The sequence below is a fragment of the Cupriavidus sp. HE11 genome, assembly GCF_056097175.1.
This window is the reverse complement of record NZ_CP184464.1, coordinates 1,990,258-2,004,661: the sequence shown is the minus strand read 5'-3', so window position 1 is coordinate 2,004,661 and position 14,404 is coordinate 1,990,258. Positions and strand designations below refer to the sequence as shown.

14 protein-coding genes are annotated in these 14,404 nt (G+C 65.5%); 5 read left to right on the top strand and 9 right to left on the bottom strand.

Annotated elements, in window-relative coordinates; genetic code table 11:
* Positions 1-297: 297 nt before the first annotated feature.
* From kdpC to ACOABP_RS09255, 7 genes are all read right to left on the bottom strand, one after another.
* Positions 298-915 carry a potassium-transporting ATPase subunit KdpC gene (kdpC, locus tag ACOABP_RS09285; protein WP_474224675.1) on the bottom strand — a complete coding sequence of 206 codons (618 nt, stop codon included), beginning with the start codon at positions 913-915 and terminating at the stop codon, positions 298-300.
* A 15-nt stretch (positions 916-930) separates the two neighbouring features.
* Positions 931-3,162, bottom strand: coding sequence for a potassium-transporting ATPase subunit KdpB (gene kdpB, locus ACOABP_RS09280; RefSeq protein ID WP_474224673.1), 2,232 nt, complete (start codon positions 3,160-3,162; stop codon positions 931-933).
* A gap of 15 nt (positions 3,163-3,177) precedes the next feature.
* Positions 3,178-5,022: a potassium-transporting ATPase subunit KdpA gene (kdpA, locus tag ACOABP_RS09275; RefSeq protein WP_474224671.1), complete on the bottom strand. Its 1,845-nt coding sequence runs from the start codon at positions 5,020-5,022 to the stop codon at positions 3,178-3,180.
* Positions 5,022-5,111, bottom strand: coding sequence for a K(+)-transporting ATPase subunit F (gene kdpF, locus ACOABP_RS09270; RefSeq protein WP_066734673.1), 90 nt, complete (start codon positions 5,109-5,111; stop codon positions 5,022-5,024). The genes kdpA and kdpF overlap by 1 nt, the downstream gene beginning before the upstream one ends.
* Complete coding sequence (locus ACOABP_RS09265; protein WP_474224669.1) at positions 5,111-5,281, bottom strand: hypothetical protein; 171 nt, start codon at positions 5,279-5,281, stop codon at positions 5,111-5,113. Before ACOABP_RS09265 ends, kdpF begins: the two co-directional genes overlap by 1 nt.
* A gap of 164 nt (positions 5,282-5,445) precedes the next feature.
* Positions 5,446-6,614 (bottom strand): IS3 family transposase gene (locus tag ACOABP_RS09260; protein WP_474224667.1). Its coding sequence is split into 2 segments (ribosomal slippage): positions 5,446-6,347 and positions 6,347-6,614, totalling 1,170 coding nucleotides; the frame shifts between segments, so codons are not numbered across the junction.
* A gap of 209 nt (positions 6,615-6,823) precedes the next feature.
* On the bottom strand, positions 6,824-7,795 hold the full coding sequence (locus ACOABP_RS09255; protein WP_474224665.1) for a magnesium and cobalt transport protein CorA: 972 nt from the start codon (positions 7,793-7,795) through the stop codon (positions 6,824-6,826).
* Positions 7,796-8,056: 261 nt separating this feature from the next.
* Here ACOABP_RS09255 and minC point away from each other — a divergent pair, with 261 nt between their 5' ends.
* From minC to ACOABP_RS09235, 4 genes are all read left to right on the top strand, one after another.
* Positions 8,057-8,905, top strand: coding sequence for a septum site-determining protein MinC (gene minC, locus ACOABP_RS09250; RefSeq protein WP_474224663.1), 849 nt, complete (start codon positions 8,057-8,059; stop codon positions 8,903-8,905).
* A 50-nt stretch (positions 8,906-8,955) separates the two neighbouring features.
* Positions 8,956-9,768 (top strand): septum site-determining protein MinD, encoded by an 813-nt coding sequence (gene minD, locus ACOABP_RS09245; RefSeq protein WP_066734666.1) that lies wholly within the window; start codon positions 8,956-8,958, stop codon positions 9,766-9,768.
* Between the two features lie 17 nt (positions 9,769-9,785).
* Entirely contained in the window at positions 9,786-10,040 is a 255-nt protein-coding gene (gene minE, locus ACOABP_RS09240; RefSeq protein ID WP_008645119.1) for a cell division topological specificity factor MinE, read from the top strand.
* 389 nt (positions 10,041-10,429) lie between these two features.
* Positions 10,430-11,557 (top strand): porin, encoded by a 1,128-nt coding sequence (locus tag ACOABP_RS09235; RefSeq protein WP_474224661.1) that lies wholly within the window; start codon positions 10,430-10,432, stop codon positions 11,555-11,557.
* A gap of 12 nt (positions 11,558-11,569) precedes the next feature.
* On the opposite strand, the gene ACOABP_RS09230 is transcribed toward ACOABP_RS09235, so the two are convergent.
* Complete coding sequence (locus ACOABP_RS09230) at positions 11,570-12,376, bottom strand: response regulator transcription factor (RefSeq protein ID WP_474224659.1); 807 nt, start codon at positions 12,374-12,376, stop codon at positions 11,570-11,572.
* Between the two features lie 192 nt (positions 12,377-12,568).
* On the opposite strand from ACOABP_RS09230, the gene ACOABP_RS09225 reads away from it, so the two are divergent.
* Positions 12,569-13,291, top strand: a complete 723-nt coding sequence (locus ACOABP_RS09225) for a response regulator transcription factor (protein ID WP_474224657.1) — start codon at positions 12,569-12,571, stop codon at positions 13,289-13,291.
* 88 nt (positions 13,292-13,379) lie between these two features.
* On the opposite strand, the gene ACOABP_RS09220 is transcribed toward ACOABP_RS09225, so the two are convergent.
* Positions 13,380-14,369, bottom strand: coding sequence for a Bug family tripartite tricarboxylate transporter substrate binding protein (locus tag ACOABP_RS09220; protein ID WP_474224655.1), 990 nt, complete (start codon positions 14,367-14,369; stop codon positions 13,380-13,382).
* Between the last annotated feature and the right edge of the window lie 35 nt (positions 14,370-14,404).

Sequence of the window (14,404 nt, the reverse complement as noted above, 5' to 3'; positions counted from 1 at the left end):
CCACGCAGGCGTGTCTCGTGGATGGAGACGCCGGCCCTCTCCCCCGGCCCCTCTCCCGCGCGCGGGAGAGGGGAGACAGACAACGGGGTTTCCAACGTCCTCGGTGTGCTTCTCTCTCCCGCCTGCGGCGGAGCGGAGACAGACAGCGGGGTTTCCAATGCCCTCGGTGTGCTCCCCTCTCCCGCCTGCGGCGTAGCGGAGACAGGCAGCGCGCGCTCCAATGCTCTCGGTGTGCTCCCCTCTCCCGCCTGCGGGAGAGGGGCGGGGGAGAGGGCAAGCGGATCAACAACCACGAGCCTACTTCGCGGCATCGAGCGCCAGATTCAGCTTCAGCACATTGACGCCCGGCTCGCCAAGCACGCCCAGCGCGGGCGCTTCGGTATTCGCCGCGATCAACGACTCGACGCGCTCCACCGGCAGGCCACGCACCCGCGCCACACGCGCCGCCTGGTAGCGGGCCGCCGCCGGGCTGATCTGCGGATCGAGGCCGCTGGCCGACGCCGTGACCAGGTCCACCGGCACTGGCGCCTTGTTATCGGGATCGGCTGCACGCAGCGCATCGATACGTGCTTTCGCCGCGTCCGTCAGCGCAGGGTTGGTCGGCCCCAGGTTCGATCCCACCGAAGCCGCGCCGTTGTACGGCATCGGCGTCGTGGCCGACAGGCGGCCCCAGAAATACTTCGGATCCGAGAACGGCTGGCCGATCAGTTCGGAGCCGACTGTCTTGCCGTCCCGTACGATCAGCGACCCGGCAGCCTGGTGCGGGAACAGCGTACGTGCGATGCCGGTGACCACGCCCGGGTAGAGCAGGCCGGCGACGATGGACAGGCCGACGAACACCGTCAGCGCGGGGCGCAGCATGCCGGTCTGGCGAGCCGGCTCGGCGGGCATATTGATATGGGCTTGCGAAGGCATTGCGGTTCTCCGTACTCAGATCCAGCCAAACATCGTCAGGAACATGTCGATCAGCTTGATGCCGGCAAACGGCACCAGGATGCCGCCCAGCCCATAGATCAGCAGATTGCGGCGCAGCAGGATGGCGGCGCCCAGCGGGCGATACACCACCCCGCGCAGCGCCAGCGGAATCAGCGCCACGATGATCAGCGCGTTGAAGATCACGGCCGACATGATGGCGGACGCCGGCGTGGACAGGTGCATCACGTTCAGCAGGTTCAGCTGCGGATACGTGGTGGCGAACGCGGCCGGAATGATCGCGAAGTATTTCGCCACGTCGTTGGCGACGCTGAAGGTGGTGAGCGACCCGCGCGTCATCAGCATCTGCTTGCCGATCTCGACGATCTCGATCAGCTTGGTCGGATTGCTGTCCAGGTCGACCATGTTGCCGGCCTCGCGCGCAGCCTGGGTGCCGCTGTTCATCGCCACCGCCACGTCGGCCTGCGCCAGCGCGGGGGCGTCGTTGGTGCCGTCGCCGGTCATCGCCACCAGCCGGCCCTGCCCCTGGTATTCGCGGATCAGCGCCAGCTTGGCCTCGGGCGTGGCTTCGGCCAGGAAGTCGTCGACGCCCGCCTCGGCCGCGATCGATGCCGCCGTGAGGCGGTTGTCACCGGTGATCATCACGGTGCGGATGCCCATCTTGCGCAATTCGCCAAAGCGCTCGCGGATGCCGGCCTTGACGATGTCCTTCAGCTCGATCACGCCCAGCACGCGCACGCTGTCCTCGGTGCCTTCGGCCAGTGCCTCGGCCACCACCAGCGGCGTGCTGCCGGCGCGCGCCACGTCGTCGACGGCCTGCATGACCGCTTCGGGAAACTTGCCGGCGCGCTCGGTCACGTAGCGGCGCACCGCGTCGGCCGCGCCCTTGCGCACGCTGCGCACGACATTGCCTTGCGCCACATCGACGCCGCTCATGCGCGTCTGCGCCGTGAACGGCACGAAGACCGGGGCGGCCAGCCCGCGCGCACCCATTTCCGGCGCGGCCACGCCGGGCTGCTGGCGCGCCAGCGCGACGATGCTGCGGCCTTCGGGCGTTTCATCGGCCAGCGACGACAGCCAGGCGGCTTCGGCCAGTTGCCGTTCGTTCACGCCCGGGGCGCAGATAAAACGCGCAGCCTGGCGATTGCCGTGCGTGATCGTGCCGGTCTTGTCCAGCAGCAGCACGTCGACGTCGCCGGCGGCTTCCACCGCGCGGCCCGACGTGGCGATCACGTTCGCCTCCATCATGCGGCTCATGCCAGCCACGCCGATGGCCGACAGCAGGCCGCCAATCGTCGTCGGGATCAGGCACACGAGCAGCGCCACCAGCACCGTCACCGATACCGGCACGCCAGCCTTGGTCACCAGCACCGCGTAAAGCGAGTACGGCTGCAGCGTGGCCGTGGCAAGCAGCAGCACCAGCGTCAGGCCCACCAGCAGGATCGTCAGCGCCAGTTCGTTCGGCGTCTTCTGGCGCTTGGCGCCTTCGACCATGCTGATCATGCGGTCGATGAAGCTCTCGCCGGGATTGGTGGTGACACGCACCACGATCCAGTCGGACAGCACGCGCGTGCCGCCCGTGACCGACGAGAAGTCGCCGCCCGATTCGCGGATCACCGGCGCAGATTCGCCCGTGATGGCGCTCTCGTCGACCGAGGCCACGCCTTCGATGACCTCGCCGTCGCCAGGGATCATCTCACCGGCTTCCACCAGCACGATGTCGCCGCGACGCAAATCCGTGGCGACGCGCGGCTCGGTGGCGCCTGTGGCACGCGCGTCGCCGCGACCGGGGCGCACCACGCGCGCCATGGTGGTGGTCTTGAGCCCGCGCAGCGCGGCGGCCTGCTGCTTGCTGCGGCCTTCGGCCAGCGCTTCGGCGAAGTTGGCGAACAGCACCGTGAACCACAGCCAGACCGCGACGGCCAGGATGAAGCCGGCGGACTCGCCACCTTGCGTGGGCGCGAGCCACGCACGCAGGAACAGGATCGTCGTCAGGATGCTGCCCGCGTAGACGACGAACATCACGGGGTTGCGCAGCTGCGCACGCGGCGTGAGCTTGCGCAACGCATCGACGATGGCCGGCTTGACCAGCTCCGGCGCGAACATGCCTCGCGCGGGACGCGGGTGATGCGGCACGCTGACTGCCGTGGTGGCAGCGGTGCCTGCCGGACCCGTGGAACGTGACGGCGCGGCGGGGGTGTTACGCGTCGCCGGGGATTGTTGTTGCATGAGAATCTCCGCGAATTACTTGGCAGCCGCCGTGACTGCGGCGGGCTGCAGTTGCTCTGCGACCGGGCCCAGCGCCAGCGCGGGCACATAGGTCAGTGCGCCAACCAGCAGGACCGAGCCCACCAGCAGCACGACGAACAGCGGGCCATGCGTGGGCATCGTGCCGGACGTGGCCGGCGTGCGGCGCTTGGCAGCCAGCGATCCGGCCATCGCCAGCACCGGCACGATGATCCAGAAACGGCCGAACCACATCGCCGCAGCCAGCAGCACGTTGTAGAACGGCGTGTTGGCGGACAACCCGGCAAAGGCGCTGCCGTTGTTGTTGGCGGCCGACGACAGCGCGTACAGGATTTCCGAGAAGCCGTGCGTGCCCGGGTTGAACACCCCGGCACGGCCCGGTTCGGCCATTACCGCGATAGCCGTGCCGACCAGCACCAGCAACGGCGTGACCAGGATCGCCACGGCGGTCATCTTCATCTCGTAGGCCTCGATCTTCTTGCCCAGGTACTCGGGCGTGCGGCCGATCATCAGGCCGGCGATAAAGACCGCCAGCACCGCGTAGACCAGCATGCCGTACAGGCCCGATCCCACGCCGCCGAAGACCACTTCGCCCAGCTGCATCAGCAGCATCGGCACCAGCCCGCCGATGGCCGTGAACGAGTCATGCATGGTGTTCACCGCACCGCACGACGCCGCCGTGGTGATCGTCGCGAACAGCGCGCTGGCCGAGATGCCGAAGCGCACTTCCTTGCCTTCCATGTTGCCGCCGGCCTGCAGCGCCGATGCGGCATGATCGATCGGCAGCGCCGACAGCGCCGCGTTGACCTGCTGTTCGGACGCCATGGCCGCCAGCGCCATGACCACGAAGATCACGGTCATCGACGCCAGCACGGCCACGCCCTGGCGACGGTCCCGGACCATCTCACCAAACGTGAAGCACAGCGCGGCCGGGATCAGGAAGATCGCCAGCATTTCGATCAGGTTGGAAAGCGGCGTAGGGTTCTCGAACGGATGGGCCGAGTTGGCGTTGAAGAAGCCACCGCCATTGGTGCCCAGCATCTTGATCGCTTCCTGCGACGCCACCGGCCCCATGGCAAGGGTCTGCGTGCCGGTCCTTGCGTCTTCCGTCACGGGCTTGCCGTCCTTGTCCAGCAGCGGCTGCCCGGCCGCGTCGACCTTCGGCTGCGTGTATTCGACGGCCGACACCAGCGACACATCCTTGTAGCTGTCGAAGTTCTGGATCACGCCCTGGCCGACCAGCGCCACGGCGGTGACGATCGACAGCGGCAGCAGCACGTACAGCGAGGTGCGCACGAGATCGACCCAGAAGTTGCCGATGGTCTGCGCGCTGTGGCGGGCGAAGCCGCGAATCAGCGCGAACACCACGGCAATGCCGGTGGCCGCCGAGACGAAGTTCTGTACGGTGAGCGCCAGCATCTGCGTCAGGTAGCTCATCGTGGATTCGCCGGCATACCCCTGCCAGTTGGTGTTGGTCACGAAGCTGACAGCGGTGTTGAACGACGAGTCCGGCGACACGGCGCCAAACCCCTGCGGGTTCAGCGGCAGCATGCCTTGCAGGCGCTGGATGGCATACACGGCAATCACGCCGATCACGTTGAACACGATCACGGCGATGGCGTACTGCTTCCAGCCCATTTCGGCATCGGCGCGCACGCCGGCCACGCGGTACAGCACGCGTTCGAGCGGACGGCCCCATGCCGTCAGCCCATAGTTGCCCTCTTCGATGGCGCGGCGCATGTAGCGTCCCAGGAACGGGCCCACCACGAAGAGCACGGCGAGGAACAGGGCGAGCAACCCCAGGAACTGGGCAAAGCCCGGGGAGAAGGTTGACGTGGGCATCAGAATTTCTCCGGCCGGAACAGGGCAACAAGCAGGTAGATGAAGATGACGACGGCCAGGCCGCCGCTGAGCAGGTCGGTCCAGTCCATCACAGCCTCCGGTCGGATGCCGAATGCTTCGGTTGGCCGGGCAGCGCCACGGTGTCGTCGGCGCCGCCGCGCCCGGTGGGCAGGTTCGCGCCCAGCGCGGCGCACAGGGCCAGCAGCGCGCCCGTCAACGCGCCAAAGGCCAGCAGTATGAGGAAATAGATCCCGTCCATGATGTGTGTGCAGGCGATGCGCCTGCAGAGTGATTCACGGATACGAGGTTAGGGATCGGAGGGTAAAAACGGGGTAGAGAGGCGCAGAGGGGGTGTAAACGAAATATAAAAATGGCCGAATGCCCCCGGCGTGGATCGGATTTCTCTGTAGTGGTCAAGTTTTTTCAGACAGGTATTAGGGTGGTCTGTTGGAACTTGTCCTCGTAGTCTGTTGGCGACGTGTAGCCCAGTGTCGAATGCAAGCGCACCGGGTTGTAGAAACCCACGATGTACTGCGTGATGTCGCGCCGGGCTTCGGCCCGGTCGACGTACCGCCTCTGCCAGACGCGCTCCATCTTCAGGTTCAGGAAGAAGCGTTCTGCTACAGCGTTATCCCAGCAATCGCCGGCCCGGCTCATGCTGCAAACCAGGCCGTGGCGCGCCAGCAATCCCTGGTACTCCTCGCTTGCATACTGGCTGCCCCGGTCCGAATGCACTATCAGTCCGGGCGCCGGATTGCGCTGCAGGATGGCCATCTTCAAGGCCGACGCCACCAGCGCGGCGGGCATGGCCGCTGCGCTGGCCCAGCCCACTACCTTGCGCGAATACAGGTCCAACACCACCGCCAGATACAACCAGCCTTCCCCCGTGCGCACATACGTGATGTCCGACACCCAGGCCCGGTTGGGCTGTGCGGGCCTGAACTGCCTGCTCAGCACGTTCGGCGCCACCGGCCTGCCATGCCGGCTGTCAGTCGTCGCCACGAACTTGCGCTTCCACACCGGGTGCAGATTCTCCTGGCGCATCAGCGTGCGGGCCCGATAGCGCCCGATCTTCACCCCCTGCCTGTCCAAATCCTGCGCCACGCGCCGGCTGCCGTAGGTACGTCCGCTGGCCTCGAACGCCGCCCGCACATACACCGCCTGCCGCAAGGCCTTCTCCTTGGTGGCAGGCTCTCGCCCGGCCGCGTAATACCCCGCCCGGCTCACGCCCAGCACCCGGCATGCCCGACTGATGGCGATCGCCTCCTTCTGCAATCCGCTAACCACTCGATAGATCACTTGAGTTCGCGGGCGAAGAAGGCCGATGCCTTTTTTAGGATCAGGTTGTCCTCCTTCAGGCGGCGGTTTTCCTCTTCGAGCTGGCGAATGCGCTGCTGCTCAGGCGTCAGCGGCTTGCCCACTCCCTTGCCGCCAGCCACTTCAAGGTCGTACTGGACCAGCCAGCGCCGTAAGGCGGTCTCGCCAATCGCCATCGTGTGGCAAACCTCGGCGACCGATAGGCCCTGATCCCGGATCATCCGGACTACCTCCAGCTTGAAGGCAGCGTCAAACTTGCGGCGTTGCTTTGTCATGTCGTCTTTCCTCGTCGATCGTGATTTTCCACCTATCGACCTGTCTGAGGAAATTGGACCACTACACTCCCCTCTCCCGCGCGCGCGAGGGGTTGGGGGAGAAGGCGCAGCGGTGCAATCTGCAGCTCGTCCCGGCTTGAGACTCCCGCCGTCTCCCCACCCCTCTCCCGCTTCATGGGAGCGGGGAGCCCATAACGGCGGCCCTCGGCTCAGATCCAGCCCGCCCGGTGCAGCTTGCGCCAGAGCAGCCCGCACGCCGTGACGGTAAAACCGATCACCACCGGATACGCGTAGTGCCACTGCAGTTCCGGCATGAAGCTGAAATTCATGCCGTACAGCGAGAACACCACCGTCGGCACCGCCAGGATGGCGCCCCAGCCGGCCAGCCGTTTCACCACCTCGTTCTGGGTCACGGTCACCAGCGCCAGATTGACCTGGACAGCGGTGGTCAACATCTCGCGCACCACGTCGAGCGACCGCACGATGCGGCTGCAGTGGTCCTCGATATCGCGGAAGTAGGCGCGCAGTTCCTTGGGCACCAGGTCGTCATGCAGCCTGATCAGCTGGCTGCAGATGTCCTCCACCGGATACACGGCATTGCGCAGCCGTAGTACCTGGTGCTTGACGTGGTACAGCCGCTGGATGGCCTCGCGGTCGAACTCGTCGCGAAAAATGCCGCGCTCCAGTTCCTCGAAGGCGTCCTCCAGCCGCGTGACGATGGGCAGATAGTGGTCGACCACGAAATCCATCAGCGCGTACAGCACGTAGCCGGGGCCATTGGCCAGCCCCTGCGGATCTTCCTCGCATCGCTCGCGCACCGGCGCATAGGTGGAACTGGCGCCGTGGCGCACCGACACCACGTAGTTCGGGCCGACGAACAGGTGGGTTTCGCCCACCACCACGTCCTCGCCCGCCAGCTGCGCGGTGTTGAGCACCACGAACACCGAATCGCCATACGTTTCGAGCTTGGGCCGCTGATGGGCGTCCAGCGCGTCTTCCACGGCCAGGTCATGCAGCCCGAAGGCCTGCTGCACCCGGCGCAGCAGCGTCAGGTCCGGCTCGTGCAAGCCCAGCCAGACGAACGTGCCCGGTTCCGTCAGCACCTGGCCGATATCGGCGAAATCCACCTTGCCAAGCTTCTTGCCATGGCGATAGGCCGCGCAGTTGACGATGGCGCCCATGGCTCCTCCGCTTTCGAGATGCGCAATCGTAACAAGCACAGCACAAGCGCGCGATAGGCGTTGCGCTGACATCAGGGTGTACCCGTATTCGCCTTCGATCCGGGGCGCGGTCGATGTCCGCACCGCCCCGCCCGCCACATGCGCGCGCCCCTGTGCGGGGCATATGGTCCGCATCGTCCACCCCCGGCAGGCGGGCCAAGATTTGTTACAGTTCCCGAGAAATCCGACGTTAGAATGTCCCATTTCCACGGTCACCCGGCTATGTCTCAGAAGAAATCGCCACGTTTCGAGCTGCGCAGTGGCAATGTCGACGCCCTCCTTCTCGCCCTGCAGACCGCGGACATGGACGCGCTGCGGGATGACCTTCTCTCCCGCTTCGAATCAACCCCCGATTTCTTCTCCGACGATGTGGTGGCGCTGGACCTGCGCCGCCTGGACGGCGACAGCGCGCTGGCGCTGGACCGCGTGATCGACACCCTTTCCACCCTGAATGCCCGCGCCATCGGCGTGGTGGCGCGCCCCGACCAGCGCAGCTGGGCGGGCGGCTTCGGCTTGCCGCTGCTGGACAGCCAGGGCCGGCGCGGCGGCCGCGACGATGCCGCCAGGGACAAGCCGGACACGGAAAAAGGTGCCGACAAGGCCGCCGATGACGCGCCCGCAAACACCGCCCCGACTCCGACAATTGGCGCCGAATCGGGTACGGCCAACGGCAAGGCATCGGAAATCGCCGAAATCATGGCCGCGGCCAACGCCGCAGCCGCCACGCCGCGCGCCATCCCCACGCTGCTGATCGACAAGCCGCTGCGCTCGGGCCAGCAGGTGTACGCGCAGGGCGACGTGGTGATCCTGGACCTGGTCAGCTACGGCGCCGAGGTCATCGCCGAAGGCAACATCCATATCTACGCCCCGCTGCGTGGCCGTGCGCTGGCGGGCGTCAAGGGCAACCCGGACGCACGCATCTTCTGCACGTGCCTGGAGCCCGAACTGATTTCCATCGCCGGCATCTACCGGACCGCCGAGCAGACGCTCCCGGCCGATGTGCTCGGCAAATCGGCCCAGGTACGGCTGGCCGACGAAAAACTGATTCTTGAACCGCTGCGGATGAAATAACCGCCGCCGCGCCCATCACGACGAACAACTTTCATACCGGACCAAGAGCCATGGCAAAAATCATCGTAGTGACCTCCGGCAAGGGAGGCGTCGGCAAGACCACCACCAGCGCGAGCTTCGCCGCCGGCCTGGCCCTGCGTGGCCACAAGACTGTCGTGATCGATTTCGACGTCGGCCTGCGCAACCTCGACCTGATCATGGGTTGCGAGCGCCGCGTGGTGTATGACCTGATCAACGTGGTGCAGGGCGAAGCCAACCTGCACCAGGCGTTGATCAAGGACAAGAAGTGCGAGAACCTGTTCATCCTGCCGGCGTCGCAGACGCGCGACAAGGACGCGCTGACGCGCGAAGGCGTGGAAAAGGTCATCAACGACCTGAAGGCCATGGACTTCGAGTTCATCGTCTGCGATTCGCCGGCCGGCATCGAGACCGGCGCGCTGATGGCCATGTACTTTGCCGACGAGGCACTGATCGTGACCAACCCCGAAGTCTCGTCGGTACGTGACTCGGACCGCATTCTCGGCATCCTGGCCTCGAAGACCAAGCGCGCCAGCGAAGGCGAGACGATCAAGGAACACCTGCTGATCACGCGCTACAACCCCAAGCGCGTGCACGGCGGCGAAATGCTGTCGCTGACCGATATCCAGGAAATCCTGCGCATCAAGTTGATCGGCGTGGTACCGGAATCGGAAGCCGTGCTGCATGCTTCCAACCAGGGCACGCCGGCCATCCATCTGGAAGGCACCGACGTGGCCGACGCCTATGGCGACGTGGTGGACCGCTTCCTGGGCAAGGAAAAGCCGCTGCGTTTCACTGACTACCAGAAGCCGGGCCTGCTCTCGCGCATCTTCGGCAACAAGTAAAAGGAGGGCTCATCCATATGTCGATCCTGTCCTTCCTGCTCGGGGAGAAGAAGAAGTCCGCGTCGGTCGCGAAAGAGCGGCTGCAGATCATTCTCGCCCACGAACGGTCCGGCCATTCGGCGCCGGCCGATTACCTGCCGGCCCTGCAGCGCGAGCTGGTGGCCGTTATCTCGAAATACGTGAAGATCAGCGACCAGGATCTGCGCGTCAGCCTGGAGCGCCAGGACAACCTGGAAGTGCTCGAGGTCAAGATCGAGATTCCGCAGGCCTGAGCTTTGCCGGCTCGTCGATGCGAGCCGGGGCCTGACCCTTTCGAGGGATAACCCTTCCCCACGTTCGTTGGGGATATTGCAGCGCAGCAACCGCCCCGCGTGGCGGTTGTGTCGCGTGCTGCCTTCCGCCTGCTTTCCCGCTTCCCGCCTGCCTTGCACCGCCCTGGCGCATGGTGCCTTGCACCATTTCGCGAGCCTTCCGACATTGTGTAGCGGCAAACCAACGAAATTGCACCAAATGTCTCTTTGGAACGGGCCTTCGCTTCGGTTTTATGTCCGAAACATCCGCCTTTTGTTAAATTTTCGCGGCGTTTAGTGCAAACGTTATCCACAAAGACGGACGCGCCGTGATCCGGGGCGATCCGACCACAAGACAGAAAAGGAGCACCATGAAGAAATCGCTACTGGCCCTCGCCGTTGGTTCGCTGTGCGCAAGCAGCGCATTCGCGCAAACGTCCGTCACGCTGTACGGTATCGTTGACGCAAGCATTCACTACACCAACAACGCCGACGCTCAAAACCACAGCCAAGTGGCAGTGGACAACGGCGCGATCACCCAGAGCCGTTGGGGCCTGAAGGGCTCGGAAGCCCTGGGCAACAACCTGAAGGCCATCTTCCAGCTGGAAAACGGCTTCAACCTCGACAACGGCACGATGAGCTCGTCGGGCCAGATCTTCAACCGTCAAGCATACGTTGGCCTGGCCGGCGACTTCGGCGCGGTCAAGCTGGGCCGTCAGTACACCGAAGGGTTTAACTTCTTCGGCGACTACGATCCGCTGACCATCGGTAACTACAACGGCAACTCGTGGATGTACTACAGCCTCACGCAGCTGCGCCGTAACAACGTGATCAGCTACAGCGGCTCGTTCAGCGGTCTGGACGTTGGCCTGAGCTACGGCTTCGGCGAAACCCCGGGCAGCTTCACGAAGGCCAGCGGTTCGGGCGCCGGCACGAACTCGCCGTACTTCGGCGCACGTGTGGCCTACAACTGGGGTCCCCTGGGCGTGGGCGGTGTGTACCAGGAAATCCGTGACAGCAACGGCAACAAGCAACAAATGTGGGGCGCTGCCGGTAAGTACACGTTCGGTCCGGCCAAGTTCTTCCTGGGCTACATCGGTGGCAAGGACAAGACCGGCGTGATCGACAACACGCTGAACAACGCCCTGGTCGTGACGACCACCCGCTGGAACAACCCGACCGGCGCTCAACTGGCTGGCCTGGCTCCGGCTAACCCGCGCAAGGACACGCTGGGTTACGCAGGTGTGACGTACAACGTCACGCCGGCCCTGGCCCTGACCGGCGCCTTCTACGGCGACTACGTCGAGAACAAGAACGGCATCAACGACAACAACGGTCGTCGCTACACCGCCGCGTTCATCGCCGAGTACTCGCTGTCGAAGCGCACCCAGGTCTACGGTGCCGCCGACTGGAACAAGGTTTCGGGCGCTACCGAAACCGAACTGCCGGGTCGTGGCAACCAGACCAGCTTCGGCGTGGGCATGCGCCACATTTTCTGATCGGTCACTCGGTCAACTGTTTTGGGAAAGGCACCTTCGGGTGCCTTTTTTTTCGTCCGGCGCCTGGCTGGCGCTCCTGCGCCGTTGCGCCATGGCATCTCCCGCCGCCTGCCCGTCCAGCAGTTCCAGCCGGTAGCCGTAGGTGTAGACCGGCACCACGCGCACGCCGTTTTCATCCCACAGCCCGAGCTTGTTGCGCACGCGCGAGATATGCGTGTCGATGGTGCGCGACATCGGCGAGAACTCGCGGCCCCAGACCGCCGTCACCATGTGGTCGCGCGGCACCACGCGGTTGGCATTGCGGAACATCAGCAGCGCCAGTTCGAATTCCTTGGGCGTGAGCGGCACCACCGCACCGTCGCGCGTGGCCTGGTGCGTGACGATGTCGAATGCGTAGCAGCCCCAGGCCAGGCGGTCGTCGTCGCGCTGGCGCGTATCGGGATAGACCCGCCGCAGCAGCGCCTGGACGCGTGCGGACAGTTCCACCGACCGGATCGGCTTGACCATGTAGTCGTCGGCGCCGGCGGCCAGCGCAGCTGCGATATCGGCCTCGGCCGGGCGCCGGGCCACGAACATCACCGGCAGCCGCGGGTCCAGGTGCGTGCGCACCCAGTGCAGCACTTCGAGCCCGGACACGTGCGGCACATCCCAGTCCAGCAGCAGCAGGTCGAACGTCACCTTGCGCAAGGTCAGCAACATGCGGCGACCGTCGGTAAAGGTCACGCATTCATGGCCGGCGCCGTTCACAATGGCGCGGATCATCGCCGCCTGGGCGCTGTCGTTCTCCAGCGAGGCCACCCTCAGTCCTGTCTTCGTCATGCGTCGTCGCGCCCCCGTTCCGGGGCGCCGTTGAATGATTCCAACGGCCATTAGATGCGGAGTTGCGCACAAACCCTATAAGACGATGCTCATTTTTGGGTCCGCCACAAATGTTTACTTCGTCCGCAACGGGCGGCGACCTACCATGGGCCGCAGTAAATGACCGGCAAGGACCTGCAAGGAATACCCAACGTGAAGATCGCCGCGCTTGAAGACAATCCGGCCCGCATCATGGTGCTGGAGCGCGCCCTGCATCGGGGCGGGCACCATCTGGCACGCTTTCGCTGCGGGCCGCCACTGGTGGACGCCATCCATGCCGAGCCTTTCGACATGCTGCTGCTGGACCGCGACGTGGCGGACGCCGATGCCGAGGAATTGCTGGACTGGGTAAGACGCACGCTCGGACACGGCCTGCCCGTGATGATGTTTGGCGCCAGCGATGCCGAATCGGACGTGGCGCGCTGCCTGATGGCCGGCGCCGATGCCTATGTGCCACAGCCCGTGCGTGACGGCGAACTGCTCGCGCGCATCGAGGCCCTGGCCCGGCGCGCCGCCGCGCAGCCGGTGCGGCCGGCCACTGTGCCCGCCGGCGTGCTGGAAAACGGCCCCGACCAGCTGGTCTGCGGCGAATATCGCTTCGCCGTGTCCGAGCGGCAGGTCTGGGTGAAAGGCGTGCCGGTAACGCTGTCGCCCAAGGAATATGCGCTGGCGCTGCTGCTGTTCCGGCATCTGGGCACGCTGGTGGCGCGCCGGACGATGATCGACAAGGTCTGGCGCGGTGCCAACATGGACGAACAGTCGCGCACCATCGACAGCCATCTGTCGCGCATCCGGACCAAGCTGGCGCTATGGCCCTTCAATGGCGTGATGCTGCGCACGGTCTACCGGCTGGGCAGCCGGCTCGACGTGGCTTGAAGAAAATATGATGAAGGTGCGGAGGGTACGATAAGGAGGCGACAGGACGTGCGCCCTGCCCCCAGCCCGGTCAATCCACTCAGTCCGCTCAGTCCGCCTTGATGCCGGCTTCCTTGACGATGCGGGCGTTCTCCTGCGATTCGGCGTGGATGGCCTTGGCAAACTGCGCTGCCGAGCCGCCGGTGGGCACCTCGCCACCGCGCATCAGGCGGTCCCGCACCTCGGGCTCGGCCAGTGCCTTGTTCAGTTCGGCGTTGAGCTTGTCGATGATGGCCGCCGGCGTCTTGCCCGGCGCGAAGATGCCGAACGTCGACGTCAGGTTGGCCTTCGGATAGCCCAGTTCGTCGAAGGTTGGCACATTGGGCAGGCTGTCGAGCCGCTTGGGCGCGCCCACGGCGATGGCCCGCAGGCGGCCAGCCTGCATATGCTGCGTCAGCATCGGGCTGGCGTTGGTGCTCATCACCTCGAACTGGCCGCCCAGCGCGTCGTTCATCTGCTGGCCCGCGCCCTTGTACGGAATCAGCGTGATATCGGCCTTGGACTTCGAGCGGACCTGCTCCAGCATCACGTGGCCCACCGTACCCAGGCCAGACGTGGCCCAGCGCACCGAACCCGGCTTGGTCTTCGACTGCGCGATCAGGTCCTGGAACGTCTTGCCAGTAAAGCTCGGCGTGGCGATCACCAGCACGGGCGAGTACATCACGCTCATGACCGGTGCCACATCGCGCTGCGGGTCATAGTTGACGCGGCCCACATGCGGGTTGAGCGTCAGCGGGCTGGTCGACGCGAAACCGAGCGTGTAGCCATCGGGCGCGGCCTTGGCCACGGCGTCGATGCCAATGCTGCCACCGGCGCCGGCCTTGTTTTCCACCACCACCGACGTACCCATCTGCACCGAGAGCTTCTCGCCCAGCGCGCGCGCCACGGCATCGCTGATGCCGCCCGTGGGATAGGCCACGATCATGCGGATCGGCCGGCTCGGGTAGTTGTCGGCGGCAAGGGCGGGGGTAGCGGCGGAGGCCATCAGCGTGACAGCGAGGTAAGCGGCGCGCAGCGGCAAAAGGCGGAAAACGGCCATGATCGGGCTTCGGAAGCGGGAAATACGTGGGATGG